We start from the raw sequence: 25,963 nt of genomic DNA, 5'->3' as shown, positions 1-25,963 counted from the left end.
AGGGCCCGCCCTGGCCGCTAGGACGTGCGGGAGACCGCGCCGCGGCCCAGGGCGGACAACGCTGCCGAAACTTCGTCGTCGATGGGCAGTCCGTCCAGGGCGGCGAAGGCGCTGGCACTGAGTTCGGAGATCATCGCCTCGGTCCCCGCCAAGGCGCCGGAGCCGACGATGATCGAGCACAGCTTGTCGATTTCTGCGTCGCTGAGGTCCTGGCGGCCCAGATGGCTGTCAACAAATTCCCGGTCAGTTTCGCCCGCCGCGTCAATGGTCAGGCCAACCAGCACGGTGCGCTTTCCCTCCCGGAGATCGTCGCCGGCCGGCTTGCCGGTCTGTGCAGGGTCCCCGAACACCCCCAGGACGTCGTCGCGCAACTGGAACGCCTCGCCCAGGGGCAGTGCGAAGGCGCTGTAGCCCTCCAGGAATTCCGGGGACGCTCCCGCCAGCGCCCCGCCGAGGACCAGCGGATGCTCCGAGGAATACTTGGCGCTCTTGAAGCGGATGATCGCCGCGGCCCGGGCGACGGCGGTGCTGTGCGGCTTCGCCGGTCCGGAAACTTCCTCCAGGATGTCCAGGTACTGCCCCGCCATGACCTCGGTGCGCATCAGGTTGAAGACGGCGCGTGCGCGGCTGTCCGGGCCCGTGCCGATGGCGGCAAACATCTCCTCGCTGAAGGAAAGGCACAGGTCCCCGGCGAGGATCGCGGCCGCGTGGCCGAACCGCTCCTCATCCAGCGACCAGCCGTTCGCGGCATGGAGGGTGCCGAACTGGCGGTGCACGCTGGGGCCGCCGCGGCGCGTGTCCGAACGGTCGATGATGTCGTCGTGGATGAGTGCGGCGGCCTGGAACAGCTCCAGCGCGGCACCGGCCATGATGACTTCAGCCGCGTCCGGGGCCCCGCCGGCTCCACGCCAGCCCCAATAGCAAAGGAGCGCGCGCATGCGCTTGCCGCCCGTGGCCAGGGCTGCGATTGAATCAACAAGGACCAGGGAATCGGGGGAGATGCCTGCCAACAGGGCGCTCTTTTCAGCCAGGAAATCCTTCAGTTTCACGGCCACCGCTGCGACGAACGCGTCCTGTTCAACGGCCGTTGATTCCTTGGGGGTGGCGGCAAATGCGGTCATGCGGGCGGATCCTTGCTATGTGTGGAGCGGGGGACGGCCGTGGCCGTCGCTGTCGTAAAAAACGGGAGGTGAAGGCGGGACTATTTGAGCGACGCCGGCAGGACATTCGCGCCGATGGTCACCGTTGCGGTGTTGCCCGTCTCCACCACGGCAACGTTGACAGTCTCCTGGCCGGCGGAGCGCACAAACGTTTTCAAGGGGGTCCCGTCCACCTTCTCACCCTTCAGGGCGGTGAACTTTTGGCCCTCGTAGACCTTGGTGTAAAAGGCAAGCACGTCTGCGGGCTTGGCGGTCACGGTCTCGATCAGGGTTGCCACCGACAGGGGCGTCGAGTGCTGCAGGCTCGACGACTGGACCTGTGCGCCCTTCATGACCGGGATGAGCCTGGCCGGGAATCCGGCCACTAGTTTGTCCTTGGCCGTGAGCGCGGTGGGGGTGGCAGCGGCCGTGGCGGAGGAGGGGGACGACGACGTCGGGCCCGCCTTGGCCGGAACCGCCGCGGCGGTGGTTGCCACGGTGGCGGCGGGGGCGGTGCCGCCGGAGCAGCCCGTCAGCAACATCGCGGCGGCAAGGGCTGCCGCCGAGGGGCCGGCCCACCGCCACCGCCGGAAGGGGCGCGAGGGGGCAATGTTGCTGCTGGTCATGACTTGGTTTCCTTAGCTGCCGGGAGCGGTGCAACGGATCGCCTCCAAGTTTACCCAATGCCTGCCGGGCGCACGTGTGGGGCCCTCGGCCGGAAGCGCCCGCCGGCCAGTAAGCTTGGTTCCGTGGAACAGCAACCGCGCCGCATCCCGGAACGACCGCGCCGGCCGGAGAGCAGCCGCGCCGAGGAGGCGCTTCGCCGCGGGCAGGCCGGACGCGTGCTGGACCAGTCCGGCTGCACCATCATGCATGTGGACATGGATGCGTTTTTTGTCTCGGTGGAGCTGCGCCGGCGCCCCGGGCTAAGGGGCCGGCAGGTGATTGTGGGCTTTCCGGAGGGGCGCTCGGTGGTGCTCTCCGCATCGTACGAGGCCAGGGCGCTGGGGGTGCGCTCGGCAATGCCCATGGCGACGGCCCTGCGGATGGCCCCCTCCGCTGTCGTCATTGAACCGCGGCACGGGGACTACCAGGAAGTTTCCCGGCAGGTGATGGGCCTGTTCAACTCCATCACCGACAAGGTGGAGCCGCTGAGCGTGGACGAGGCGTTTCTGGACATCTCCGGTGCCCTGCGCCGCCTGGGCACGCCCCTGGACATCGGGGCCATGGTGCGCCGGCGCGTGGCCACCGAACTGGGCATTACGGCGTCGGTCGGAATCGCGGCGACCAAGTTTGTGGCCAAGATCGCATCCACGCGGTGCAAACCGGACGGCATGCTGCTCATTGAAAAGGACCGCACCGTGGAGTACCTGCACACGCTGCCGGTCCAGGCGCTGTGGGGCGTCGGTGCCAGGACCCTCGAGTCCCTGCAGCGGCTGGGCATTTTTACCGTGGCCGACGTCGCCGCCACCCCCGTGGCCGTCATGCACAAGGCGCTCGGCGCCGGCGGCGTGGCCCTTCACAACCTGGCCTGGGGCATCGACCCGCGTCCCGTCACCCCGGTCCGGGTGGAAAAGAGCATCGGCGCCGAGGAAACCTTTGCCGTCGACACGTTCGACGACGACGTCCTCACCAAGGAACTGCTGCGCCTCTCGCACCGCGTGGCCGGCCGCCTCCGCGAGTCTGGGCTGGCCGGTCGGACGCTGGCGCTGAAGATCAAGTACTCCGACTTTTCCACGATCAGCCGGTCCAAGGCCATGCCCGCGGGCATTGACAGTGCCGGGCAAATATATGCCGGGGCCACGGGCCTGCTGCGCGCCCTGGGCATCCGGCCGCAAAGCGTACGGCTGATCGGCGTACGGGTGGAGTCCCTGGAGCCGGCCAGCTCGGCACCGCTGCAACTCGCACTGGACCCGCGTGAGGACAACAGCCGGGCCGCCGAGGTGGTGGGGGACGCGATTGCGGCGAAGTTTGGCCGGGCCGGAATCGTGCCTGCCAGACTGCTCAAGACCACCCGGAACACCCCGGAACGGGGCGGCCGGGAGGGTTTTTGACACCGCCTGTCGAACCGCCCGGCGCCGGGTTTCAGTTCAACGAAAACACGCCTATTGTTAGTAGTAGGAGTTGGCTTATCAATGGCTTCACGGCCCGTTGGCGCTCCGCAGGACGCGGTCCATTGCTTGGGCCGGCACGCCGCGGGGAACTATTCCGGGCAGTGAAGGCGTTAATGGGTTTAAGACGCCTATGGCACTGATATGAAGGAGGTCGTCATGCCCCTCTCGGAGCACGAGCAAAGACTGCTTGACCAACTGGAGCAGCAGTTGCACGACGAGGACCCGAAATTTGCCCACACCCTGGCATCGGATCCAGCGCGTTCATTGTCCACACGGCACATTGTGATCGGCATCCTGGTCATGATTGCCGGCATCATGGTGCTGCTGGGTGGCGTTGCGATCAAGGTGATCGTGGTGGGGATCATTGGATTCCTCATCATGGGAGCCGGCGTGTACATTGCCATTTCGCGGCCCAAGTTCAGCCGCGGCCCCGCAGGCGGTGCCAAGTCCGCCACCAAGCCAAAGAGCGGCTTCATGAACAACCTTGAAGAGCGTTGGGAAGAACGCCGCAAGGACCAGTAGCCGAATAACACAGCCGACCGCCCCACGACGCCCCCCGCGCCATGGGGCGAATCCCTGCGCGAGATGCATGTGCACGACGGGGGAGTGCGATCCAAGCCCGCTGAGCGGGCTTTTTTTGTGCCCGAACGCAGCCGCTCCACTTCGCCCCACCGGGGTCCTCCACTTCGCCCCACCGGGGCTGGAATCCGGCCTGCCCGGGTGGGCAAAAGGGGGCTGTGGGGCAACTCCTGACGCTGCCTGGAGGACTCCGCGCCGGAGTGCCGAAATTTCCCTCCACCACGCACCACCGGCCGGATCCAAGCATTGGCGCGGAAGTGGCCCCACGACACGCCCGCAGATTGTGTCGTTTGGCGTTGACGGTGGAGGATTGTGGAGTAAGGTGGAGCGCGTAAGAGGGGAATGGTGGAAGGCAGTCCAGGGGTCTCAATCTAAAGGTGGTGGGGGATGTTTCTCGGAACACATTCGCCGCGCCTTGATGAAAAGGGCCGGATCATCCTTCCTGCCAAGTTCCGGGAGGAACTGGCCGGCGGACTTGTCCTGACCAAGGGGCAGGAAAACTGCATTTACGTCTTCAGTGCCAGGGAGTTTGAAAAGGTCCATGCGGACATGGTCGGCGCGCCAATGCAGAATCGGCAGGCCAGGGACTATATCCGCGTCTTTCTCTCCGGCGCGTCGGATGAAGTTCCGGACAAGCAGGGGCGTGTGACCATCCCGGCCACACTGCGCGCCTATGCAGGTCTTGAACGGGAGCTGGTGGTCATTGGCGCCGGCAACCGGGCAGAAATCTGGGACGCCACCGCATGGAACAGCTACCTCGAAGCACAGGAGAAGGCGTTCTCGGAAATTGATGAGAACACCATCCCCGGCAGCACCCCGCAGTAACCTCGCACCAGCGGAAATGACCCGTTGAGAGCGCAGGTGGCCGGATCTTGCATGAGATCTCCACCCGCCCGGCAGTGTCAAACCTGGCTCACCTTCCCCGGAGCCAGGCGGGACACGGCCCGGCGCGGAGGGGGATCTGGTTCAAGAACGGAACCAGGCACGCCAGTCCAGGCCAAACCCGGGCAGCATGACAGACCCATCCATAGCCATGAGAAACGGAGGCGTGATGACGTCGGAGACCCCCACGCCACCCACGTCCGCCCGCCACACACCCGTTTTGAAGGACCGCTGCATCAACCTGCTGGCCCCCGCCTTTGAAGCGGCCCGGCACGCCGGACGCACCCCCGTCGTAGTGGACGCCACCCTAGGCATGGGCGGCCACAGCGAGGCCATGCTGGAGCGCTTTGGCGACCTCCACCTCGTCGGCATCGACAGGGACACCGAAGCCCTCGCCCTCGCCGGGGAGAGGCTCTCACCGTTCGCCGCCCGCACCGACCTGGTCCACGCCGTCTACGACGAAATCGAAGCAGTCCTGGCCCGGCTGGGCATACCGTCCGTCGACGGCGTCCTGATGGACCTGGGCGTGTCGTCGCTGCAGCTGGACGAGCGGGACCGCGGCTTCGCCTACTCCTTTGACGCCCCGCTGGACATGCGCATGGACACCAGCCGGGGGCAGACGGCGGCCGACGTCGTCAACAGCTACTCGGAAGAGGACCTGGTGCGCATCATCCGCAAGTGGGGCGAGGAAAAGTTCGCCGGCCGCATCGCGAACCACATCGTGGCCGCCCGCGACAAGGCACCCCTGACCCACACCGGTGAACTGGTGGAGATCATCCGCAACGTGGTGCCGGCCGGGGCGGCACGCACCGGCGGGCACCCTGCCAAGCGGACCTTTCAAGCCCTGCGCATTGAGGTCAACGAGGAACTGGACGTCCTGGAACGCGCCGTCCCGGCCGCGGTGGACGCACTGGCCTTGCACGGGCGCGCCGTGGTCATGTCCTACCACTCGCTGGAGGACAAGATCGTCAAGGCGGTCTTTGCCGCGGGATCGCGATCCAGCGCCCCCGCCGGATTCCCCGTGGAACTTGAGGAACACCAGGCGACGCTTAAGCGCCTGACCAAGGGCACGGAAATTCCCACAGACGAAGAAATAAAGGAAAATCCCAGGGCCGCCTCCGCGCGGCTGCGGGCAGTGGAAAAAGTGAAAGTCAGGAGCGCCGCATGAGCCAGGCCGCATCACGCAGAGTCCCCACGACAGTGGGCAACACCGCCCGCGCACTGTCCCTGGAGGAGCTGCATCCTCCGGCGGGGGCAGCCAAGTCGCCCCGTACCCCGCTGTCCCTGGTGGTGTCCGCGCCGCGGCGAAGCAGGAAGCCCGTCGTGGTCTCACTGTTCCTGCTGGTGCTCGGCGCCCTGACGGCAGTGCTCGTGATGAGTGTGTCCGTCTCACAGGGCCAGTACCAGCTGGTTGACCTGAAGAACCAGCAGGTGGCCCTGGAAAAGTCCAACCAGGCGCTGGACCTTGAACTGTCCGCCAAGGAGGCCCCGCAGGCCCTCGTGGCACAGGCCACGGCCATGGGCATGGTCCCGGCCGCGGCCCCCGGCCAGATCGATGTGCGCACCAAGCGGGTGACCGGGAATCCGCAGCCGGCCTCGGCAGACACCAAGGGGCTGGTGGTCCTTCCCCCGGCCGACGTCAACCGTCCGCCGGCGGGCGTCAAATCCACCACCACTGTGGACCAGCCCAAGGCCGAAAAGCCGGTGGGGGGCACCCCGGCCGCAGCGGCGCCGTCGGCCGTGACACCGGATTTGAATGGCGGCACCATCCCGGCCCCGGCGCAGCGGGCCAGCTAGGGTAGAGACAGGCACACGGCGGGCCGAGGGGTCCGCATAGGCTAGACGGCAAGGAAACGCAGTGGCACAAGACTCCACCAAGGCAGGACGGGGTGCAGGTGCACACCAACTGAACAAGGTCGGCCGCGGACGCATGCGCATTGGCTTCATTGCCATGATCGTGTTCCTGCTGGTCATCGCCGGCAAGCTGGTCATGATCCAGGGCCTGGACGTGGGGAAGATGGCCGAGGCCGCCGAATCCCAGCGCACCGTCAAGCAGGTCCTGCCCGCCATGCGCGGAAAGATCGTGGACGCCAACGGCAAGGTGCTGGCTGAAAGCATCCTGCGGTACGACATCACCGTCAACCAGGTCAACAGCGCCCTGTACCCGAGCTACCAGCACTATGACCCGGACACGAAGCAAACGCAGACCTTCACCCGCGCCGAAGGCCTCCAGCAGTTGGCTGACGTCCTTTCGCTGCCGGTTGACCAGGTGAAGAAGGCCGCCACCGGGACCAAGGTGTTCAACTACATCGTGCGCGACGTCAGTCCTGCCGTGGAGGACAAGGTTGCGGCCCTCGGCGTGCCGGGCATCTATTCGCAGGCCCAGACCAAGCGCGTCTACCCAATGGGCCAGGTGGGCGGGCCGATCGTCGGCTTTGTGGGCTCCAATGGCAACGGCCTGGCCGGCATTGAACAGACCATGAACGCCAAGCTCACCGGCACCCCCGGCTACCGCATCTACCAGGCCGGCAAGAACGGCATCATCATTCCCACGGCACCCGTCACGACCGTCCCGGCCGTTGACGGGCAGACGGTCAAGCTCACCATCAACGAGGACATCCAGTACTACGCCCAACAGGCGGCCCAGCAGCAGAAGGAGCAGTACAGCGCCGACTGGGCCAGCATCACCGTGCTGGAGGTCAAGACCGGCAAGGTCATCGCCATCGCGGACAGCGACTCCTACGACCCCAACAACCCCGGCGCCTCCAAGAAGTCGGACATCGGCTCGCGAACGGTGAGCGACGTGGTGGAGCCTGGATCGACCGAAAAGATCGTCACCACCTCCGGTGTCATGGAAAAAGGCCTGTTCACGCCCATGAGCCATTTCCTCGTCCCGCCGTCACTGACCATTGGCGGCCAGACCTTTGACGACGCCTTTGTCCACGGCACGGAAAAACGCACGCTGGCCGGCATCATCGCAGACTCCATGAACACGGGAACTGTCATGGCCGGTTCCAAAATGACCAAGCAGGAGCGTTACGACTGGCTGGCAAAGTTCGGCGTGGGCACGAAGACGGGGATCGACCTGCCGGGTGAAAGCCCGGGCATCCTGGTGCCCTGGCAGCAGTGGGACGGCCGGCAGGAATACACGGTGCTGTTCGGCCAGGGCGTGGCCCAGACCCCGCTGCAGTCCGCGTTCATCTACCAGACGGTGGCCAATGACGGGCTGCGGCTCAAGCCGCAGATCATCGACTCCACAACCGCCGCAGACGGCACGGTGGACACCGTCAAGCAGGCCCCCGGCATCCGGGTGATCACGCCAAAGACCGCCGCCGAGGACCGGCTCATGCTGGAGGGCGTGGCCACCATGTCGCACTACAACGCCATCGGCATTCCTGGATACCGCGTGGGCGGGAAAACCGGAACCTCGCAGGCCCCGGCCGCGAACGGCGTGGGGTTTGACGGATACACGTCCTCGTTCATTGGCATGGCGCCCATGGAGGACCCGCAGTACGTGGTGTCAATCACGGTCCAGCGGCCCAAGGGAAGCATCTACGGGGTGACCCAGGGGGCTACATTTAACCAGGTGATGGGGGAGGTCCTGCGCACCTACAACGTGCCGCCGTCGACCACCCCGCCCGCCAAGCCGCCGAAGTTCTACAAGTAGCCCGGCCCGGCACGACCAACATGAAAGACAAGGATTTGGTGGAAAAGCCAGCAGCCCCGGTGCGACCGGTTCATCACGCCGCGGTGGCGCTTGGAAAGATTGCGGACCTCGCAGGGGCGGCGGACGGGAACAATGCGCAGGTGGCCGTCAGCGGTGCCAGCCTCGACTCCCGCAGCATCCAGCCCGGGGACCTCTACATCGCCCTGCCCGGGGCGCACACGCACGGGGCTTCCTTTGCCGCCTCGGCCGTGTCCGCGGGTGCCGTGGCGGTGTTGACGGACCGCGCCGGCGCCCGCCAACTCGCCGGGACCCTGGCCGTACCCGTGCTCAGCTGTGCCGACCCCCGGCGGGCCACCGGGGCCATTGCGGCCCTGGTCTACGGCACGGCGGACCGTGATGCCGCGGCCATGCCCCTCTTCGCCGTGACCGGCACCAACGGCAAGACCACCACCACCTACTTCCTGAATTCGCTGCTGCGCGCCCTGGGCAGGTCGACGGGGCTGATCGGCACCATCGAGATCCTGGCCGGTGACGAGCCCATCCCCAGCAAGCTGACCACCCCCGAATCGACCGAGGTGCACGCCCTCCTGGCGGCCATGGCCGAACGGGGGCTCGGCGCGGCCTCCATGGAAGTGTCCTCGCATGCCCTGGCGTTTGGCCGGGTGGACTCCGTGGTGTTTGACGTGGCGGGCTTCACCAACCTCACCCAGGACCACCTGGACCTTCACGGCGGCATGGACGACTACTTTGCCACCAAGGCGCAGCTGTTCACCCCTGCCCGTTCCAAGCGGGCCGTGGTCACCGTGGACGACGACTGGGGCCGGCGCATGGCCGCCGGGGCCACCGTTCCGGTGCAGACCCTGGCCACCGTCCCCGGGACCACGGCGGACTGGCAGGTTTCCGGCGTCGAACGTGACGGCATTGGCTCGCGCTTCCGCCTGGACGGCCCGCACGGTGCTTCCTTTACCGTGCACACGGGCCTGCCCGGGGACTTTAACGTCTCCAACGCGGCCCTGGCGCTCGTCATGGTGGCGGCGCAGCTGTCCGTGGCGCCCGACGGCGGCACCCCCCTGTCCACCGTCCAGGCTGTGCTCCAGGCCGCCCTGGACGCCCACGACCCCTTCACCGTTGACGTGCCCGGCCGCATGCAGCTCGTGGGCACCGCCCCTGTGGCGGTGGTGGACTTTGCCCACAACCCTGACGCCCTGCAACGGGCGCTGGCGGCCGTCCGCCCGCCGGCGGCCGGATCCAAGGTCATCGTCGTGTTCGGCGCCACGGGAGAGCGCGACGCGGGCAAGCGGCCCATCATGGGCGCCGTGGCCGTGGCCGGGGCGGATGTGGTGATCATCACCGACGACGACCCCCACGACGAGGACCCGGCGGCCATCCGGGCGGACGTTCTCAAGGGTGCGGCCGAGGCCAACGCCGGCCGCGCCGCAGCACGGACCATCGAGGAATTTGACCGCCGGGCCGACGCGATATTCCGCGCCGTCGAGCTTGCCGGACCGGGGGACACCATCCTGGTTGCCGGACGCGGCCACGAGGTTTACCAAGAGATCAAGGGCGTCAACGTGGCCCTTGACGACAGGGTGGAACTGCGGTCGGCCCTGGCGCACTTTGGATTCCCCGCCGCCACAGCCAGCAGGATAGAGTCATAAACCGAGATGATTGATTTTTCAGCGGCTGAGATTGCCGAGCTATGCAACGGGCGGCTTTCCGCGGGCACGGATCCCCACATCCGCATCGACGTGGCGCAGGTGGCCACCGACTCCCGCGACGCCGCCGCCGGCAGCCTGTATGTGGCCAAGGCCGGCGAACACGCCGACGGCCACGACTTTGTTGCCGCAGCGTTTGACGCCGGGGCCGTGCTGGCCCTGGCCGAGCGGGACGTCCCCCGCCCTTCGGAAACGGCCGGTGCCGGCGAGCCCTTTCCGACGGTCGTCGTCGCCGACGCCGTGCTGGCCATGGGCCTGCTGGCCGCCGAGGTGGTGCGCCGCATCCGCGCCCACTCGCCCCTGACGGTCATCGGCATCACCGGATCCGCCGGCAAGACCACCACCAAGGACCTGCTGGCCGGCATCCTGGCCCCGCTGGGCGCAACCATGGCCCCGGTGGGTTCCTACAACGGGGAGGTGGGCGTGCCCCTGACGGTGTTCCGCGCCGTGGAAAGCACCCGCTACCTCGTCATCGAAATGGGCGCCACGAAGATCGGGCACATCAACTACCTGGCGAACCTGGTCAAGCCGGACATCGGCGTGGTGTTGTGCGTGGGCAGCGCCCACGCCGGCGAATTCGGCTCCATCGACAACATTGCCCAGGCCAAGGGTGAACTGGTGGCCGCCCTTCCCGCCGGCGGCACCGCCATCTTGAACTTTGACGACTCCCGCGTCCGGGCCATGGCCGCCCGGGCCACCGCGCCCGTCACCTGGTTCACCAGCGCCGACACCGCGGAATCCGGCACCACTGAATCCGGCACCACTGAATCCGACACCACGGGGGCCGGCGCCGTCCAGGCGCGCAAGGTGCGCACCACCGCCGGACACCCGGAATTCGAGCTTTCCTTTCCCGGCGATGCCGGCAGTTACCCCGTCAAAAGCCGACTCCTGGGCCTGCACCACGTCGCAAACCTGCTGGCCGCGGCCGCCGCTGCGCACGCAGCCGGCGCCGCCCCCGCGCAGATTGCCGCGTCCCTCAACACCCAGGGTGCCGCCAGCCGCTACCGCATGGAACTCACGGAGCGCCCGGACGGCGTCACCGTCCTCAACGACGCCTACAACGCCAACCCGGAGTCCATGCGGGCCGCCCTGCGAACCCTGGCCGAGCTGGGCGACGGCGGACGCCGCCGCACCTGGGCCGTCCTGGGGGAGATGCTTGAACTGGGCGATGATTCCGTCCTGGAGCACGACGCCGTCGGCCGGGTGGCCGTGCGGCTGAACATCTCGCGCCTCGTGGTGGTCGGCGCCCCGGCCCGGTCCATGCACGTGGGGGCCGTCATGGAAGGCTCGTGGGGCGAGGAATCCATGTTCGTGCCCGACGCCGATGCGGCCTTCACGGTCCTGGAGCGTGAACTTGCACCGGGGGACGTGGTGCTGGTCAAGTCGTCCAACGGCGCAGGCCTGCGTTTCCTGGGGGACCGGCTGCTGGAGCATCCGATAGCATTGGCTGCTGGCGGCACCTCCACCCCCACCATCCCCCCGACACCCGGTGAAAGGACCAATCAGGCATGATTGCACTGCTTATTGGCACCGGCCTGGCCCTGGCGTTCGCCATGGTCGGCACGCCGCTGTTCATCCGGCTCCTGGTGAAAAAGGGCTACGGGCAGATCATCCGCGACGACGGCCCCACCACCCACCAGATCAAGCGCGGCACCCCCACCATGGGCGGCACCGTGGTGGTCGGGGCCGTGGTGGGGGCGTACTTCCTGACACACCTGATCCTGTGGCTGGTCAACCCCGCCTCGCCGGGGCCCACGGCTTCCGGGCTGCTGATGATCTTCCTGATGGTGGGCCAGGGCCTGGTGGGCTTCCTGGACGACTTCTTGAAAATCTCCAACCAGCGCAGCCTCGGCCTGGACGCGAAGGGCAAGCTGGTGGGGCAGGCCGTGATCGGCATCGCCTTCGCCATCATGGCGCTCGGGTTTCCGGACAGCGCCGGCAGGACCCCGGCCAGCACGTTCATCTCCTTCGCCCGCGACATCCCCTCGCTCAACCTCGCCTTCGCCGGCGCGGGACTGGGCGTGGTCCTGTTCGTCATCTGGTCCAACCTCATCATTGCCGGAACCACGAACGGGGTGAACCTCACCGACGGCCTGGACGGGCTGGCCACCGGCGCCGCCATCCTCGTGTTCGGCGCCTACACGCTCATCGGCCTCTGGCAGACGAGCCAGGGCTGCGGCTCCCGCAAGATCCCCTCGGAAACGGTCTGCTACGAGGTCCGTGACCCGCTGGACCTCTCCCTGATCGCCGTCATCATGTTTGCCGCACTCATCGGCTTCCTGTGGTGGAACACCTCCCCGGCCAAGATCTTCATGGGCGACACCGGCTCACTGGCCATCGGCGGTGCCATCGCCGGCTTCGCGATCCTCTCCCGCACCGAAATCCTGCTCTTCATCATTGGCGGGCTGTTTGTGCTGATCACCCTCTCCGTCATCATCCAGGTCGGCTTCTTCAAGCTCTCCAAGGGCCGGCGGGTGTTCCGCATGGCCCCGCTGCAGCACCACTTTGAGCTCAAGGGCTGGGCCGAGGTGACCGTGGTGGTGCGCTTCTGGATACTGGCCGGGCTCATGGTGGCTGTCGGCATGGGTGCCTTCTACGCAGAATGGATCGTACGACTATGAGCACCGTGGAAAACCGCCTGGCCGGACTGACCAGCTGGGACGCGGACTGGTCGGGCCTGCGCGTGGTGGTCACCGGCATTTCCAAGACCGGCTTCTCCGTCGCGGACACCCTGGCCGAGCTGGGCGCACGCGTGGTGGTGGTGGCCGCCTCGGACGACGACGCCGCCCGCCGGGCCGCCGACACGCTGAAGATCGTGGGCGTGCACCAGGTGATCCTGGGCCAGGAAACCTCCACCGTGCTGCCCCTCGTGGACGGCGGGACGGCGGAACTGGTGGTCACCAGCCCCGGCTACAAGCCCACCCACCCGCTGCTCGCTGCCGCCGCCGACGCCGGCATCCCCATCTGGGGCGATGTTGAGCTGGCCTGGCGCGTGCGCATCCGCGAAGGCCGCAAGACGGCCGAATGGATCACGATCACCGGCACCAACGGCAAGACCACCACCACCACCATGGTCGAGCACATGCTCCAGGCCGCCGGGCTGCGCGCCATTGCCGCCGGAAACATCGGCACCCCCATCCTGGACGCCGTACGCGACCCGGAAGGCTGGGACGCCCTGGCCGTGGAACTCTCCACCTTCCAGCTCCACTGGACGCAGTCCCTGGAACCGGTCTCCAGCGTGTGCCTGAACCTGGCCGAGGACCACGTCGACTGGCACGGCAGCTTCGAGGCCTATGCGGCCGACAAGGCAAAGGTCTACGCCAACACCAAGGTCGCCTGCATCTACAACGCCGAACAAATCGAAACCGAGCACATGGTGGAGGCGGCCGAGGTCCTGGACGGCTGCCGGGCCGTCGGCTTCACCACGGGCATGCCGGCCATCAGCATGGTCGGGGTGGTCGAGGGGCTCATCGTGGACCGGGCGTTCATCGCCGAACGCAAGGACTCCGCCGTCGAACTGGCCCACGTGGGCGACATTGGTGAGCTGGTGCCGCGGCACCTGGTGGCCAACGCCGCCGCAGCCGCCGCCCTGGTGCGCGCCTACGGGCTCACCCCGGAAAACGTGCGCGACGGCCTGAAGGCCTACGAGAACGGCGACCACCGCATCCAGCCGGTGGCCCAGGCGGGCGGGGTGCTCTGGGTCAACGACTCCAAGGCCACCAACCCGCATGCGGCCGCCGCCTCGCTGTCGGCCTTCAATCCCGTCATCTGGATTGCCGGCGGGCTGTCCAAGGGCGTGGAATACGACGCGCTTGTCTCCGCCCATGCGGACAGGCTCAAGGCCGTGGTCCTGATCGGGGAGGACAGCAGCGCCCTGGCCGGTGCATTGTCCCGACACGCCCCCGATGTGCCGGTCATTGAGACCGGGAGGGCCCACACTGGCAAGGAAGGGATGGTGGAAACACCCATCTTTGGGGACGCCGTCATGGCACAGGCCGTTGCGGCCGCAGCCGGACTGGCAGCGGACGGCGACACCGTGCTCATGGCCCCGGCGTCCGCATCCATGGACCAGTTTTCCTCCTACGCCCACCGCGGGCAGGCGTTCATCGACGCAGTCCGCGAGTTGTTGGAACGACGGGCGAGCGCCAATAAGGAGTCATAGTGGCCAGAACGCCGGCACAACCGGGAACCACCGCAGACGGGCGCCTGCAGCGCCTGCGCCGGCGCCTCAATGAAGTGGCCGGACGCCCCAGCGTCTCCTACTACTGGATCATCGGCACCACCCTGGCGCTGACCTGCATCGGCCTGATGACCGTGCTCTCGGCCTCGGCCGCCGAATCGATCTCCCAAGGCCAGGACCCGTACAGCCTGTTCATCAAGGAAAGCATCTTTGCCGTGACGGGCCTGGCGCTGATGATGGGCCTGTCCTTCGTGCCGCCCTCCGGCCTGAAAAGGCTCTCCTGGCCCGTGCTGGGCCTGTCCGTGTTCCTGCTCCTGCTCGTCTTCACCCCGATGGGCAAGTCAGTGGGCGGCAACCGGAACTGGATCAACCTCGGCGACACCATGAGCTTTCAGCCTTCCGAGGCCGCCAAGCTGGCCCTCGCGCTGTGGATGGCCATGGTCCTGGCCCGCAAGGGGGACCTCATCCGGGAATGGCGCCACACCCTGCTGCCCGTCGTGCCCGTCGGCGGTGCGGTGGTGGGCCTGGTGCTGTTGGGGCACGACCTCGGCACCTCCGTGATCACCATGTCCATTGTCGCCGCCGGGCTGTATTTTGCCGGCGGCAGCAAGCGGGTGCTGCTCGCCGCCGGCGGTGGCGGACTGCTCGCGGCCGTCCTGCTCGCCGCCCTAAGCGGAAACCGCACCTCCCGGCTGTCCGCCTGGCTGGGCAATTGTGACAACGGACAGGGCTTGTGCGACCAGGCCCAGAACGGGCTTTACGCACTGGCCTCCGGCCGCTGGTTTGGCGTCGGCCTGGGACAGAGCCGGCAAAAGTGGAGCTGGATCCCGGAAGCGCACAACGACTTTATCTTCGCCATCCTCGGCGAAGAGCTGGGCCTGATCGGCACGCTGGTGATCATCCTGCTGTACGCCATCCTGGCCTTCGCGATCTTCCGCGTCATCATGAAGCGCAACGACACCTTTGCCCGCGTTGCCTGCGGCTCCATCCTGGCCTGGATCATCGGCCAGGCCTTTGTCAACATCGCCATGGTGGCCGGCCTCCTGCCCGTGATCGGCGTGCCCCTGCCCCTGATTTCCTATGGCGGCAGCGCCCTGGTGGTGACCCTGGCCGCCCTGGGGGTGGTGCTCTCCTTTGCCCGGTCGGCCCCGGAACACGGCCGGGGCGCAGACCCGGCCCTCAAAAGAACTGCCCTGAAGGAACCATGACTGACACCACACCCTCCGCACTTTCCGTGGTCCTGGCCGGTGGCGGCTCCGCCGGCCATGTGAGCCCGCTGCTGGCCATCGCCGGAGCCATCCGCACCCGCGTGCCCGGCGCCGCCATCCTGGCCGTCGGGACGGCCGACGGCCTCGAGTCACGGCTGGTGCCCGCCGCGGGCCACGAACTGGCCACCATCGAGCGCATCCCCATGCCGCGCCGGCCGTCGCCGGAGCTGCTGAAGCTCCCCGGGCGGATGCGCCGGGCCGTCACGCGTTCGAAGGACATCCTGCGCGAGGCTCACGCCGACGTCCTGGTGGGGGTGGGCGGCTACGTGTGCACGCCCATGTACCTGGCTGCCAAGTCGCTGGGCGTGCCGATCGTCATCCACGAGGCCAACACCAAGGCCGGGCTCGCCAACAAGGTCGGCGCACGCTACACCAGCCGCGTCGGCACCGCCTTTGCCGCCACCAAAATCCGCAACGGCCGCGTGGTGGGCATGCCCATGCGCCCGGCTGTGGCATCCCTGGACCGCACCGCGGCACAAGGCCCGGCCCGCGAACGGCTGGGCCTGGACCCCGGACTGCCCACCCTGGTCGTGACGGGCGGCTCGCTCGGTGCCGTGCGGCTGAACCGGGCCGTGGCCGGTGCCGCACCCGCTTTGGGGGCCGCGGGCATCCAGGTCCTGCACATCACCGGCAACGGCAAGCAGGTCACGGGGAGCGAGGGCGCACCGCTCACCGCGCCCCTGTACCGTCAGGTGGAGTACGTGGACGCCATGGAGGACGCCTATGCCGCGGCCGACGTCCTGCTGTGCCGCTCGGGCGCCGGGACCGTGTCCGAGGTGGCCGCCGTCGGGCTTCCGGCAGTATTTGTGCCGCTGCCGGTGGGCAACGGCGAGCAGGCCCGCAACGCGGCCGAACTGGTGGCCGCCGGCGCCGCCCTGCTGGTGCCGGACACGCAGCTGGACGCCGCCTGGATTGAAAACAACATCATTCCGCTGTGCCTGGACGGTGCACGGCTGGCCGCCATGGGCGCCCGGGCCTCCGGGCTGGGCATCCGCGACGCCGCCGACCGCATGGCCGGCATGGTCCTCGAAGCAGCCCGAAAGTGAGCGGCACAATGCCTGAGAGCAACGGCGTCCCGGCCGCTTATGCGGTCCCGTCCCTGGCGGAGCTGGGCCGCGTCCACTTCATCGGCATGGGCGGTGCCGGCATGTCCGCGATCGCGCGGATCATGCTTGGCCAGGGCGTGCCCGTCAGCGGCTCCGATGCCAAGGCCTCGGCCGGGCTGTCCGAGCTGGCGGCCCTCGGCGCCGAGGTGCACGTGGGCCATGCCGCACAAAACGTTGCCGCCGTGGACACCGTGGTGGTCTCCACCGCCATCCGGGCCGACAACCCGGAGCTGACGGCCGCGCAGGCGGCCGGGCTGCGTGTGCTGCACCGCTCCCAGGCGCTGGCCGCCGCCATGGCCGCGGACCGGGTGGTGGCGGTGGCCGGCACCCACGGCAAGACCACCACCACCTCCATGATCACCGTCATGCTGCGCGGCGCGGGCGTGGACGCGTCCTTTGCCGTTGGCGGGACCGTGCAGGCGCTGGGCGTCAACGCGGCCCACGGCACGGCCGACGTGTTCGTCGCCGAGGCCGACGAGTCGGACGCCTCCTTCCTGAACTACCGCCCGCTCGTGGCGGTGGTGACCAACCTGGAGGCCGACCACCTGGACCATTACGGCACCGCCGAGGCTGTCTTCGCCGCCTTCGAGGCCTTTGTGGCCCTGCTGCCGGAGGACGGCGTGCTCGTGGCGTGCGCGGACGACGCCGGCTCGGCCCGCCTGGCAGCGCTGGCGGCGGCCGCCGGCACGCGCACCGTCACCTACGGATTTTCCGACGCCGCCGACCTCCGCATCGCGCCCGGTTCCGGCGTCGGCCTGGATTCGGACACCACCCTGGCCATCCCCGGACGCCTGCTGGGCAGCGGCGCGGACCTTTCCGTGCCGCTGCACCTGCACGTGCCCGGCGCCCACAACGTCAGCAACGCGGCCGCCGCCGTCGCCGTGGCGCTGTCACTGGACGTGGATGTCCACGCCGCCGTGGCCGCCCTGACCGCCTTTACCGGGGCGGCGCGGCGCTTTGAGCCCAAGGGGGAGGGGCGCGGCGTCCGCGTCTTTGACGACTACGCCCACCATCCCACGGAAGTCACCGCCGCCCTCACGGCGGCCCGGACGGTGGCCGCCGGCCACCGGGTGCACGTGCTCTTCCAACCCCACCTGTTTTCCCGCACCCGGGAGTTCGCGGCCGACTTTGCCCGCGCCCTGGACTTGGCGGACACCGTGGCCGTCCTGGACATCTACCCGGCCCGCGAGGAACCCATCCCGGGCGTCACCAGCAGGCTGGTCACCGATGCGCTGACCGCTGCACCGGGCTACGCGCCCGACCCCGACGCCGCCGTCGCCGCCCTCGCCGCGGCTGCCCGGGACGGCGACATCATCCTGACCGTCGGCGCCGGCGATGTCACGGCCTACGGCCCTGCCCTGGTCGCGGCACTCAACGCGGCACCCGCCGGGAATGAAACAGGCGGCACCCATGGCTGAGCCCCGCCGTCCGCGCATCATCAGCTCCCGGTCCGGGACCCCAAAGGGCGCCATGCAGGACGCCCCGGACCAGGAGACCGGCACGCCTGCAGCAAAGGCCCGCAGCACGAGCCCCAAGGTCACCGTCACTCCGGTGCCGGCGGACGACGCGGCAGGGACGGGAAACCGCCGGGCCAGGACCGACAAGGAATCCGGCGCACCCAAGTCACCCAAGGCACCCAAGGCACCCAAGGCACCCAAGGCACAGTCCGCCGATGCCGGGCCCGGCAAGCCGGACGGGACCTGGCGAAACTGGCGAAACCTTCGCTCCGGCCCGCCGAAGGCGGCCGCCGCCGGCCAAAGCACCGGCGGGGGAGCGGCCGGCGCCCGGGTGCTGGCCTTCCCGGAACCGGCGCACAAGCGCCGGCGCCGCCGGGCCTGGCTGGGAGTGGCGGGAACCGCCGTCGTCCTTGCCGTGGTCATGGCGCTGGCATTGTTTTCCCCCGCCCTGGCGGTGAAGAAGGTCACATTCACCGGGAACAGGCTCGTGGCGGCCAAGACGCTCCAGGCAACGGTTGCCCCGTTGCTGGACCGCCCGTTGCCGCAGGTGACCCAGGCGGACGTGGACGCGCTCCTGGCGAAGGTGCCGCAAATCAAGTCCTCGAGCATTGAGGCCCGCCCGCCGTCAACGCTGCTGGTGCATGTGGTCGAGCGGGTCCCCGTGGCGCTGCTCAAGACCGGCGTGGGATGGATCCGGGTCGACCAGGACGGCGTGGCGCTGGGCAAGGTCGCGGACCAGTCGAAGGTGCCGCTGCCCCTGATCAACGGGGGCACGGCCGCCATCGGCACTCCCACGTTCCGGGCGGTCACCGCGGTCCTGGCCACGCTGCCCCAGTCCGTCCTGGGCAAGCTGGCGAGTGCCTCGGCGAAGTCGCCGGACGCCGTCGAACTGCAGATGGTCGACGGCAAGACGGTGGTCTGGGGCAATGCCTCGGACATGGTGCTCAAGGCCCAGGTCCTGGATGCCCTGATCAATGCCCCGGCACCCGTACCGGTCAACGGGGCACCCCCCGCACCGCCGGTGAAGGTGTACGACGTCAGCGCGCCGCTCCATCCTGTGACACGCTAGAGGTGTGCGGAAGGACCTCCGGGACGCTTTTTTCTCCCGGATTCACGCGACACGCGGCGGCGGTTATTGCAAGCGCGGCGGATGCACCATAGCGTCACTGACAAGAGTTGGTTGACATAACTATAACCTTCAACTTGAAGGTTAAGCTAGACAGTTTCAAGTACTGCTTGAAGCTGCATGGCCCAGCAGCACCCACAGAACTTCAAGCAAGACTACGAACAAGGGACACTTAACGTGGCAGCACCCCAGAATTACTTGGCCGTCATCAAGGTCGTCGGCATCGGCGGCGGCGGCGTGAATGCAGTGAACCGCATGATCGACGTGGGCCTGCGCGGCGTTGAGTTCATTGCCATCAACACGGACGCCCAGGCGCTGTTGATGAGTGACGCGGACGTCAAGCTCGACGTCGGCCGTGAACTGACGCGCGGCCTCGGGGCCGGCGCCAACCCCGACGTCGGACGCCAGGCCGCCGAGGACCACCAGGAAGAAATCGAAGAGGTGCTCCGCGGCGCCGACATGGTCTTCGTGACCGCCGGTGAAGGTGGCGGCACCGGCACCGGAGGCGCGCCCGTCGTGGCCCGCATCGCCCGTTCGCTCGGCGCCCTGACCATCGGCGTCGTCACGCGTCCCTTCACCTTTGAGGGCCGCCGCCGCGCCACCAGCGCCGAGAACGGCATCGACGCGCTGCGTGATGAGGTTGACACCCTGATCGTCATCCCGAACGACCGCCTGCTCTCCATCAGCGACCGCAACGTCTCCGTCCTTGACGCGTTCCGTTCCGCCGACCAGGTCCTGCTCTCCGGTGTCCAGGGCATCACCGACCTGATCACCACCCCCGGGCTGATCAACCTTGACTTTGCCGACGTCAAGTCGGTCATGCAGGGCGCCGGCTCGGCCCTCATGGGCATCGGCTCGGCCCGTGGCGAGGACCGCGCGGTCAAGGCCGCTGAGCTCGCCATCGCCTCCCCGCTGCTCGAGGCCTCCATCGACGGCGCCCACGGCGTGCTGCTCTCCATCCAGGGCGGGTCCGACCTGGGCCTGTTCGAGATCAACGAGGCCGCCCGCCTGGTCCAGGAAGTGGCCCACCCCGAGGCGAACATCATCTTTGGTGCCGTCATCGACGACGCCTTGGGCGACGAGGCACGCGTTACCGTCATCGCTGCCGGCTTCGACTCCCCGGACAGCGCCTCCGAGGCCCCCGAGCAGGCTGCAGCCGCCCAGTCCGCGCCTCCGGTCCCCGCCACGGTGCCCTCCTCCGGTGCCTCAGTGACCAGCCTGAACCAGTGGGGCCAGCAGTCTGCGGCGCACGTGCCGGCTGACGGCGGCTTCGACGTGGAGCTGCCGGCGATCGTTGAGCCGGACCTCACCGGCCACCGTTCCGACGACCTCGACGTGCCGGACTTCCTGAAGTAGCTCCCGCCCGTGTGACAGCAGGGCAGCGCAGCGCGCTGCCTTGTGGAAAGGCCAGTGTGCCCGAGTTGTGGTTTTCCCAGGAGGTCCGCCCCGGATTGTGGGTGGGTTTCACCTCCGCCGCAGCAGGGAACCTGGCCTTTCACGTTGGCGACGACCCTGCCCGCGTTGCCGCCAACCGCGCCGCCCTGGATGCCCGGCTGGCTGAACTTGCCGGTGCGGCCGGCGGACTGCACCTGCAGTACATGGACCAGGTCCACGGCCGGGAGGTGGCCGTGGTGGAGGCGCCGGCCTCCGCAGCCGTGGCCGGGCAGCTGCCTGCCGGTCCGACGGCGGATGGGATGGTTTCGCGCGCGGCCAGCCTTGCCGTCATGGTCGCCGACTGCGTGCCCGTCGTGTTTGCCGGGACGGGCGCCGGCGGCGCCCCGCTCGTGGGTGTCGCCCACGCCGGCCGCCTCGGCGTCGAAAAGGGCGTCGTCGCCGCCACCGTCGCAGGGCTGCGCGCCGCGGGCGCCGGGTCCCTGCAGGCCTGGATCGGTCCGGCCGTGTGCGGGCGCTGCTACGAAGTGCCCGCACCGATGCGGGCCGCGGTGTCGGCCGTTGAACCGGCGGCCTACTCCACCACCTCGTGGGGGACCCCGGCCCTGGACCTGCCCGCAGCCGTTGCCGCCCGGCTCGGGAGGCTCGGCGTCCCGGCCCGCCAGGTCGGGGCCTGCACCCTTGAACACGGCACGTTGTTTTCCCACCGCCGCGCGGTCCGTGACGGCGAAGCGGAGGGCAGGTTCATCGGTTTCGCCGCCCTCGCCGGCCCGTTGGACGGGCCCGAAGTGAAAGTTTCCCACCCATGAACTCCCTGGACACCCGGGCCGTGCAGCTTGCCGACAACCTGGCCATGGTCAACGGGCGGATCCGCCGGGCCACCGACGCCGCCGCCCGTGCCACCATGCCGGCACTGATCGTGGTGACAAAGTTCCACCCCGCTGCGGACGTCAGGCTCCTGCGCGGCCTCGGCGTGGCCGATGTGGGGGAGAACCGCGACCAGGAAGCCGCGGCCAAGGCGGCCGAGGTGGCCGATCCGGCCCTGCGCTGGCATTTCATCGGGCAGCTGCAGGGCAACAAGGCCAAGTCCGTCGTAAAGTACGCCCACTCGGTGCACTCGGTGGACCGGGCGTCACTCGTGGCCGCGCTGGGCAAGGCCATGGCCGTCCAACAGGACCTGGACGGCCGCGACGCGCTCCAATGCTACCTGCAGGTGGACCTCGCCGAATCCGCGGGCGGAAGTGCCGCCGGCCCCGGCGGCAGGGGAGGGGCGGCGCCGTCGCTCATCCCCGCCCTGGCCGACGCCGTGGCGGGGACGCCCGGGCTCACGCTGGCCGGCGTCATGGCCGTGGCTCCGCTGGGCGGCGACCCCGTCGCCGCCTTCGAAATGCTGGCCGGCATTTCAGCGGCCCTGGTCCGTGACCACCCCGCGGCCACGGGCATCTCCGCAGGCATGAGCCAGGACCTGGAGGAGGCCATTGCCGCCGGGGCGACACACCTGCGTGTCGGTTCCGATATACTCGGCCCGCGCCCCGCCGTGCTGTAGCGTTTTGGGTGTTGGCAACAACGGCAATATTCGACTCGACCCACCCGCACAATGCCGCACTGGCAGAGCGCGTAACGAATGAGGAGCTACCATGGCTGGCGCTCTGCGCAAGACAATGATCTATCTTGGGCTCGCCGACGGTGACGAGCATTACGAGGCCGAACAGGCCCCCTCAATCCAGAAGGGCGAGGAATCCGGTCCGGATCTCGAACGAGTACGGGAGGCCGCCCCGGCACCCGTGGCCGAGCCCGCAACGCCCAAGGCGGGCGATGAAGAATACCGGGCACCGGTGACCCCCATCAAGCGTGCCGCATCGAATCGGGAAGAGGCTGCAAGCTTGCGTCAAATTACCACTGTCCACCCGCGGTCCTACAATGACGCGAAGATCATCGGTGAAAGCTTCCGTGACGGCATTCCCGTCATCATGAACGTCACCGACATGGGTGAAGCCGACGCCAAGCGCCTGGTGGACTTCTCCGCCGGACTGGTCTTCGGCCTGCGCGGCTCGATCGAGCGCGTCACCAACAAGGTGTTCCTGCTCTCGCCCTCCTATATTGAAGTCCTGGGGGACGACAAGAAGGTCTCGGACACCCAGGCCAGCTTCTTCAACCAGAGCTGAGCGGCGCAACCGCACCAGCCTTAACGGATTGCCCGGGCACTAAGTGCCCGGGCAATCCGTTATATACGGTAACTGTGGAAAACAGGTACGGTTAATTCGTTTCGGCTCCGCTTTCATCTGCTCCCTAGGGAATGTGTTCACCAACGTGTCAAATCCATTAAGCCTGGTTTTTGGGCTTCTTTACCTGTTGCTGCTGCTGTACTTCCTCACGCTCATGGTCCGGCTGGTATTTGACTGGATCCAGGTCTTTGCCCGTGAATGGCGTCCGCGCGGGGCCGCCCTGGTGGGCGCGTCGTTTATTTACCGGATGACGGACCGGCCCCTTCGCACGCTCCGACGCCTGATTCCGCCCTTGCGGATCGGCAGCATGGCGCTGGATATCGGGTTCCTGTTGTTGCTGGTGGCGGTGGGCATAGGGATGAGCGTCACATGGAATTTGGCGGTTTAGGGCCGCGCCGTTAGTTTTCAAGGCCAAAAGGTTATATTGTGAAAACGAAACAGCCCAAGTACGGATCACATGATTTGTATTAGGTACCGTAGTTTGAACGGCTTCGGCCGGATTCGAAACTTACTTAGACCAACGAGGTGACTAGATGGCGCTTACGCCAGAAGACGTTGTCAACAAGCGGTTCCAGCCGACCAAGTTCCGTGAAGGCTACGACCAGGACGAAGTCGATGACTTTCTTGACGAGATTGTCGTGGAACTGCGCCGGCTTCACCAGGAAAACGACGAACTGCGCAAGCAGCTCGCCGATGGCGGAAACAGCCCCAAGGCTGCACCCGCCGCTGCGGCGCCCCTGGCGTCCAAGGCTCCTGAAGTAGCGGAAACCGCTCCGGAGGCTCCGGCCAAGGGCAAGCCGGCCGAGCCGGCAGCCGCGGCAGCGCCCGTGGCTGAAGCCGCGCCCGTTGCAGCTGCCCCTGCACCGGCCCCCGCAGCCGCCGCCACGGGAGTTGAATCAGCGGCAGGCGTGCTTGCCATGGCCCAGAAGCTGCACGACGAATACGTCAATGCAGGTGTTGAGCAGCGCGACAAGATCATCGCCGAGGCCCAGATTGAAGCCAGCTCGCTCGTCAACGATGCCCAGGAGAAGAGCCGCAAGACGCTCGGCGCCCTGGAGCAGCAGCGTTCCGTCCTGGAGCGCAAGGTTGAACAGCTCCGTGGCTTCGAGCGTGACTACCGTTCACGCCTGAAGACCTACATCGAGGGCCAGCTTCGCGACCTCGACGCCCGTGGCTCGGTGGCTTCACCGGACTACGCCGAAGGGGCCAACGAGTCCTAGGCACGCCGGTCCCTGAGGGACCGGGCAGCCGGCAGGGCGGTGGTGCGGGAATTCCCGCACCACCGGCCTGTTGCCTTTAACCCGGCGGGCCCCACGGGTGGCGGCCGAACGGCCCGTGCCTTCCGAAGGCCGGCCGGCAACCTATGATTGTTGTGTCCCCGCACGACGGAATCCCACGGTTCCGCCGCTGACACCAACAGCAGTGACAATGAAAGAGCCATGAGCGACGACTCCCCGCAGAAACCTGCAACCAACGCACACGCGAGCCGCAATCCCGGCGACACCCCCGGCACGGAGCCCGCGACCGCGGCAGGCGTGCGGGCCCTGCCCCGCAGGCGCGGCCTGCTGGCGGTCTGGCTGGGTTTTGCGGCGCTGGCCTACGTGTGTGACCAGCTCACCAAGCTGTGGGTCACCTCCACCATGGTGGAGGGCCAACGCACCACCGTCATCCCAGGGGTGCTGCAGTGGTACTACATCCGCAACTCCGGCGCCGCGTTCTCCATCGGCGAGGGCTTCACGTGGTTCTTCACCCTGGTGATGGCCGCGGTCGCTGCGTTCATCATCATCTTCCTGGCGAAGCGGATCGGATCCTTTTGGTGGGCACTGGGACTGGGACTCCTGCTGGGTGGCTCCCTGGGGAACCTGACCGACAGGCTCTTCCGTGCACCCTCCTTTGGCATGGGCCACGTGGTGGACTTCATCTCCTTCCCGCATTTCGCCATCTTCAACATGGCGGACATGGGCGTGGTGGGCGGCGTCATCGCCATCTGCCTGCTGACCTTGATCGGCGTGCCCCTTGGCGGGCGGCGGGACAACACCGACAGGGACCCGGGGGAGCCCGGACCGCAGCTGGACGCGGGGGAGACCGGCAATGACTGAGACGTTTACCGTTCCCGAAGGGGCCGCCGGGCGTCGCATCGACGCGGCCTTGGCCGAGCTGCTGGGGATCTCCCGCTCCGCGGCGGCCCTGCTGTGCGCGGAGGGCAATGTGCTCCAGGACGGTGCGGTGGCGGGCAAGTCCGAGAAATTCCGGGCAGGTGCGAGCGTCCAGGTGACGATTCCCGAACGGCGCGACCCGCTCGCCGTCGTGGTGGAGCCGGTCGACGGGCTGGAGATCCTGCTGGACGACGAGGAATTCGTCGTCGTGGACAAGCCCGTGGGAGTTGCCGCGCACCCGTCGCCAGGCTGGGTGGGACCCACCGTCGTGGGCGGCCTCGCCGCGGCCGGCTTCCGCATTTCCACCTCCGGTGCGCAGGAGCGGGCAGGAATTGTCCACCGCCTGGACGTGGGAACGTCCGGCGCCATGGTGGTGGCAAAGACCGAGCACGCCTACACCGTCCTCAAACAGGCCTTCCGCGACCGCACCGTGTCCAAGGTGTATCACGCCGTGGTGCAGGGCCTGCCCGATCCGCTGCAGGGCACCATCGACGCGCCCATCGGCCGCCACCCCGGACACGACTGGCGTTTCGCCGTCATCGAGGACGGACGGCCTTCGGTCACCCACTACGAGGTGCTGGAGGCCTTCGGCAAGGCGACCCTGGTGGAGGTCCACCTGGAAACGGGTCGGACCCACCAGATCCGCGTGCACTTCTCCGCCCTGCGCCACCCCTGCGCGGGCGACCTCACCTACGGCGCCGATCTCAAGCTTGCCGCCGAGCTCGGCTTGACCCGCCAATGGCTGCACGCCCACCAGCTCGGCTTCACCCACCCCTCCACAGGAAAGCCTGTGGCCGTCACCAGCCCCTACCCGCAGGACCTGCAATATGCCCTGAAGGCGCTCCGCGGCGAGCCCTAAGCAACGCTCCCGCGCAACCGGGGCGTTTTGTCGTGATGCTCCCGCGCAACCGGGGCGTTTTGTCGTGACGCTCCTGCGGGAGCGGGGCGTTCTTGGCC

Annotated in this window: 24 protein-coding genes; 22 read left to right on the top strand and 2 right to left on the bottom strand. The window is 68.0% G+C overall.

Going from position 1 to position 25,963, the window contains the following annotated elements:
* Nucleotides 1-17: 17 nt before the first annotated feature.
* Both MMF96_RS09490 and MMF96_RS09485 read right to left on the bottom strand, forming a co-directional pair.
* Nucleotides 18-1,121 (bottom strand): polyprenyl synthetase family protein, encoded by a 1,104-nt coding sequence (locus tag MMF96_RS09490; RefSeq protein ID WP_256883401.1) that lies wholly within the window; start codon nucleotides 1,119-1,121, stop codon nucleotides 18-20.
* Nucleotides 1,122-1,201: 80 nt separating this feature from the next.
* Nucleotides 1,202-1,765: a hypothetical protein gene (locus MMF96_RS09485; protein WP_256883400.1), complete on the bottom strand. Its 564-nt coding sequence runs from the start codon at nucleotides 1,763-1,765 to the stop codon at nucleotides 1,202-1,204.
* Between the two features lie 243 nt (nucleotides 1,766-2,008).
* On the opposite strand from MMF96_RS09485, the gene dinB reads away from it, so the two are divergent.
* The 22 genes from dinB (at nucleotide 2,009) to MMF96_RS09375 (ending at nucleotide 25,865) form a co-directional block, all read left to right on the top strand.
* Nucleotides 2,009-3,193, top strand: a complete 1,185-nt coding sequence (gene dinB / locus MMF96_RS09480) for a DNA polymerase IV (RefSeq protein WP_256883436.1) — start codon at nucleotides 2,009-2,011, stop codon at nucleotides 3,191-3,193.
* A gap of 216 nt (nucleotides 3,194-3,409) precedes the next feature.
* Nucleotides 3,410-3,775, top strand: a complete 366-nt coding sequence (locus MMF96_RS09475) for a DUF3040 domain-containing protein (protein WP_176618165.1) — start codon at nucleotides 3,410-3,412, stop codon at nucleotides 3,773-3,775.
* 444 nt (nucleotides 3,776-4,219) lie between these two features.
* The gene (gene mraZ, locus MMF96_RS09470; RefSeq protein WP_176618164.1) at nucleotides 4,220-4,657 is read left to right on the top strand and encodes a division/cell wall cluster transcriptional repressor MraZ; all 438 of its coding nucleotides are present in this window, start codon (nucleotides 4,220-4,222) and stop codon (nucleotides 4,655-4,657) included.
* 226 nt (nucleotides 4,658-4,883) lie between these two features.
* Nucleotides 4,884-5,882, top strand: a complete 999-nt coding sequence (rsmH, locus tag MMF96_RS09465; RefSeq protein ID WP_176618163.1) for a 16S rRNA (cytosine(1402)-N(4))-methyltransferase RsmH — start codon at nucleotides 4,884-4,886, stop codon at nucleotides 5,880-5,882.
* A complete protein-coding gene (locus tag MMF96_RS09460; protein WP_256883399.1) occupies nucleotides 5,879-6,511 on the top strand; it encodes a hypothetical protein in 633 nt (210 codons plus the stop codon). The genes rsmH and MMF96_RS09460 overlap by 4 nt, the downstream gene beginning before the upstream one ends.
* A 61-nt stretch (nucleotides 6,512-6,572) precedes the next feature.
* A complete protein-coding gene (locus MMF96_RS09455; RefSeq protein ID WP_256883398.1) occupies nucleotides 6,573-8,381 on the top strand; it encodes a penicillin-binding protein 2 in 1,809 nt (602 codons plus the stop codon).
* A gap of 20 nt (nucleotides 8,382-8,401) precedes the next feature.
* Nucleotides 8,402-10,039, top strand: a complete 1,638-nt coding sequence (locus MMF96_RS09450; RefSeq protein ID WP_306295816.1) for a UDP-N-acetylmuramoyl-L-alanyl-D-glutamate--2,6-diaminopimelate ligase — start codon at nucleotides 8,402-8,404, stop codon at nucleotides 10,037-10,039.
* Between the two features lie 6 nt (nucleotides 10,040-10,045).
* Entirely contained in the window at nucleotides 10,046-11,608 is a 1,563-nt protein-coding gene (gene murF / locus MMF96_RS09445; RefSeq protein ID WP_256883397.1) for a UDP-N-acetylmuramoyl-tripeptide--D-alanyl-D-alanine ligase, read from the top strand.
* A complete protein-coding gene (gene mraY, locus MMF96_RS09440) occupies nucleotides 11,605-12,717 on the top strand; it encodes a phospho-N-acetylmuramoyl-pentapeptide-transferase (RefSeq protein WP_176618159.1) in 1,113 nt (370 codons plus the stop codon). Before murF ends, mraY begins: the two co-directional genes overlap by 4 nt.
* Nucleotides 12,714-14,258 carry a UDP-N-acetylmuramoyl-L-alanine--D-glutamate ligase gene (gene murD / locus MMF96_RS09435; protein ID WP_256883396.1) on the top strand — a complete coding sequence of 515 codons (1,545 nt, stop codon included), beginning with the start codon at nucleotides 12,714-12,716 and terminating at the stop codon, nucleotides 14,256-14,258. The genes mraY and murD overlap by 4 nt, the downstream gene beginning before the upstream one ends.
* Nucleotides 14,258-15,484 (top strand): putative lipid II flippase FtsW, encoded by a 1,227-nt coding sequence (ftsW, locus tag MMF96_RS09430; protein ID WP_256883395.1) that lies wholly within the window; start codon nucleotides 14,258-14,260, stop codon nucleotides 15,482-15,484. Before murD ends, ftsW begins: the two co-directional genes overlap by 1 nt.
* Nucleotides 15,481-16,590 carry an undecaprenyldiphospho-muramoylpentapeptide beta-N-acetylglucosaminyltransferase gene (gene murG, locus MMF96_RS09425; RefSeq protein WP_176618157.1) on the top strand — a complete coding sequence of 370 codons (1,110 nt, stop codon included), beginning with the start codon at nucleotides 15,481-15,483 and terminating at the stop codon, nucleotides 16,588-16,590. Before ftsW ends, murG begins: the two co-directional genes overlap by 4 nt.
* 8 nt (nucleotides 16,591-16,598) lie before the next feature.
* Entirely contained in the window at nucleotides 16,599-18,068 is a 1,470-nt protein-coding gene (murC, locus tag MMF96_RS09420; RefSeq protein WP_176618156.1) for a UDP-N-acetylmuramate--L-alanine ligase, read from the top strand.
* A complete protein-coding gene (locus MMF96_RS09415) occupies nucleotides 18,061-19,176 on the top strand; it encodes an FtsQ-type POTRA domain-containing protein (RefSeq protein WP_256883394.1) in 1,116 nt (371 codons plus the stop codon). The genes murC and MMF96_RS09415 overlap by 8 nt, the downstream gene beginning before the upstream one ends.
* A 234-nt stretch (nucleotides 19,177-19,410) precedes the next feature.
* The gene (ftsZ, locus tag MMF96_RS09410) at nucleotides 19,411-20,589 is read left to right on the top strand and encodes a cell division protein FtsZ (protein WP_176618154.1); all 1,179 of its coding nucleotides are present in this window, start codon (nucleotides 19,411-19,413) and stop codon (nucleotides 20,587-20,589) included.
* Nucleotides 20,590-20,645: 56 nt separating this feature from the next.
* Complete coding sequence (locus MMF96_RS09405) at nucleotides 20,646-21,434, top strand: polyphenol oxidase family protein (RefSeq protein WP_256883393.1); 789 nt, start codon at nucleotides 20,646-20,648, stop codon at nucleotides 21,432-21,434.
* Entirely contained in the window at nucleotides 21,431-22,171 is a 741-nt protein-coding gene (locus tag MMF96_RS09400) for a YggS family pyridoxal phosphate enzyme (RefSeq protein WP_256883392.1), read from the top strand. The genes MMF96_RS09405 and MMF96_RS09400 overlap by 4 nt, the downstream gene beginning before the upstream one ends.
* 91 nt (nucleotides 22,172-22,262) lie before the next feature.
* Nucleotides 22,263-22,790 (top strand): cell division protein SepF, encoded by a 528-nt coding sequence (locus MMF96_RS09395; protein ID WP_176618152.1) that lies wholly within the window; start codon nucleotides 22,263-22,265, stop codon nucleotides 22,788-22,790.
* A gap of 133 nt (nucleotides 22,791-22,923) precedes the next feature.
* On the top strand, nucleotides 22,924-23,238 hold the full coding sequence (locus MMF96_RS09390; RefSeq protein ID WP_256883391.1) for a YggT family protein: 315 nt from the start codon (nucleotides 22,924-22,926) through the stop codon (nucleotides 23,236-23,238).
* A 145-nt stretch (nucleotides 23,239-23,383) separates the two neighbouring features.
* On the top strand, nucleotides 23,384-24,070 hold the full coding sequence (locus tag MMF96_RS09385) for a DivIVA domain-containing protein (protein WP_176618151.1): 687 nt from the start codon (nucleotides 23,384-23,386) through the stop codon (nucleotides 24,068-24,070).
* A 219-nt stretch (nucleotides 24,071-24,289) separates the two neighbouring features.
* Nucleotides 24,290-24,949 carry a signal peptidase II gene (lspA, locus tag MMF96_RS09380; RefSeq protein ID WP_176618150.1) on the top strand — a complete coding sequence of 220 codons (660 nt, stop codon included), beginning with the start codon at nucleotides 24,290-24,292 and terminating at the stop codon, nucleotides 24,947-24,949.
* Complete coding sequence (locus tag MMF96_RS09375; protein WP_256883390.1) at nucleotides 24,942-25,865, top strand: RluA family pseudouridine synthase; 924 nt, start codon at nucleotides 24,942-24,944, stop codon at nucleotides 25,863-25,865. Before lspA ends, MMF96_RS09375 begins: the two co-directional genes overlap by 8 nt.
* Nucleotides 25,866-25,963: the final 98 nt, after the last annotated feature.

Source organism: Arthrobacter sp. STN4 (assembly GCF_024539665.1).
Taxonomy (GTDB): Bacteria; Actinomycetota; Actinomycetes; order Actinomycetales; family Micrococcaceae; genus Specibacter.
The sequence above is the reverse complement of the archived record's forward strand: the minus strand, read 5'-3'. Positions and strand labels throughout refer to the sequence as shown.

Bases quoted from the DNA above. Each gene is read 5' to 3' on its own strand.
- MMF96_RS09385 (WP_176618151.1), top strand. From the start codon at position 23,384: ATGGCGCTTACGCCAGAAGACGTTGTCAACAAGCGGTTCCAGCCGACC.
- MMF96_RS09375 (WP_256883390.1), top strand. From the start codon at position 24,942: ATGACTGAGACGTTTACCGTTCCCGAAGGGGCCGCCGGGCGTCGCATC.
- MMF96_RS09460 (WP_256883399.1), top strand. From the start codon at position 5,879: ATGAGCCAGGCCGCATCACGCAGAGTCCCCACGACAGTGGGCAACACC.
- MMF96_RS09485 (WP_256883400.1), bottom strand. From the start codon at position 1,765: ATGACCAGCAGCAACATTGCCCCCTCGCGCCCCTTCCGGCGGTGGCGG.
- MMF96_RS09400 (WP_256883392.1), top strand. From the start codon at position 21,431: ATGAACTCCCTGGACACCCGGGCCGTGCAGCTTGCCGACAACCTGGCC.
- dinB (WP_256883436.1), top strand. From the start codon at position 2,009: ATGCATGTGGACATGGATGCGTTTTTTGTCTCGGTGGAGCTGCGCCGG.
- MMF96_RS09450 (WP_306295816.1), top strand. From the start codon at position 8,402: ATGAAAGACAAGGATTTGGTGGAAAAGCCAGCAGCCCCGGTGCGACCG.
- murD (WP_256883396.1), top strand. From the start codon at position 12,714: ATGAGCACCGTGGAAAACCGCCTGGCCGGACTGACCAGCTGGGACGCG.
- MMF96_RS09395 (WP_176618152.1), top strand. From the start codon at position 22,263: ATGGCTGGCGCTCTGCGCAAGACAATGATCTATCTTGGGCTCGCCGAC.
- MMF96_RS09490 (WP_256883401.1), bottom strand. From the start codon at position 1,121: ATGACCGCATTTGCCGCCACCCCCAAGGAATCAACGGCCGTTGAACAG.
- rsmH (WP_176618163.1), top strand. From the start codon at position 4,884: ATGACGTCGGAGACCCCCACGCCACCCACGTCCGCCCGCCACACACCC.
- murF (WP_256883397.1), top strand. From the start codon at position 10,046: ATGATTGATTTTTCAGCGGCTGAGATTGCCGAGCTATGCAACGGGCGG.
- murG (WP_176618157.1), top strand. From the start codon at position 15,481: ATGACTGACACCACACCCTCCGCACTTTCCGTGGTCCTGGCCGGTGGC.
- murC (WP_176618156.1), top strand. From the start codon at position 16,599: ATGCCTGAGAGCAACGGCGTCCCGGCCGCTTATGCGGTCCCGTCCCTG.
- mraZ (WP_176618164.1), top strand. From the start codon at position 4,220: ATGTTTCTCGGAACACATTCGCCGCGCCTTGATGAAAAGGGCCGGATC.
- MMF96_RS09475 (WP_176618165.1), top strand. From the start codon at position 3,410: ATGCCCCTCTCGGAGCACGAGCAAAGACTGCTTGACCAACTGGAGCAG.
- lspA (WP_176618150.1), top strand. From the start codon at position 24,290: ATGAGCGACGACTCCCCGCAGAAACCTGCAACCAACGCACACGCGAGC.
- MMF96_RS09415 (WP_256883394.1), top strand. From the start codon at position 18,061: ATGGCTGAGCCCCGCCGTCCGCGCATCATCAGCTCCCGGTCCGGGACC.
- mraY (WP_176618159.1), top strand. From the start codon at position 11,605: ATGATTGCACTGCTTATTGGCACCGGCCTGGCCCTGGCGTTCGCCATG.